Source organism: Streptococcus suis (assembly GCF_002960445.1).
GTDB lineage: Bacteria > Bacillota > Bacilli > Lactobacillales > Streptococcaceae > Streptococcus > Streptococcus hyiners.
Genome location: NZ_POJD01000051.1, coordinates 1 through 353, shown reverse-complemented (window position 1 = coordinate 353; position 353 = coordinate 1). Strand labels below are relative to the sequence as shown.

The 353-nt window shown below is 42.2% G+C and carries 1 protein-coding gene; it reads right to left on the bottom strand.

Translation table 11 applies throughout. The annotated features are described in order from the left end of the window. Window positions 1-353, bottom strand: a 353-nt coding sequence (locus tag C1G53_RS00260) for an ABC transporter substrate-binding protein (RefSeq protein WP_269087976.1), incomplete at both ends; no start/stop codon positions are given.

Genomic DNA, 353 nt, shown 5'->3' with positions numbered 1-353 from the left:
TCACCCTTCAAAATCTTCACAGCCAATTCACCAGCTTGAACACCGATAGCATGGTAGTCGACACCGTAGGTAAATAGAGCTGCGTCAATAACTGCCGCGTCACTTCCCATAGCTGGAACTTTTGCTTCTTTTAAAATATCACCGATTGTTGAAGCTGTAGAGGCAACTGTATTATCAGTTGGAAGATAGATAGCATCGACTTTTCCTGCAAGTGAAGTAATAGCTTGCTGAACATCGTTTGTCGTCGTAACTGTTGTCACTTCTACTTTTACACCTTTTGCTTCGAGTGCTTTTTTAGCCTGCTCAGCTTGAACTTCTGAGTTTACCTCGCTAGAATTGTAGAAAATACCGAC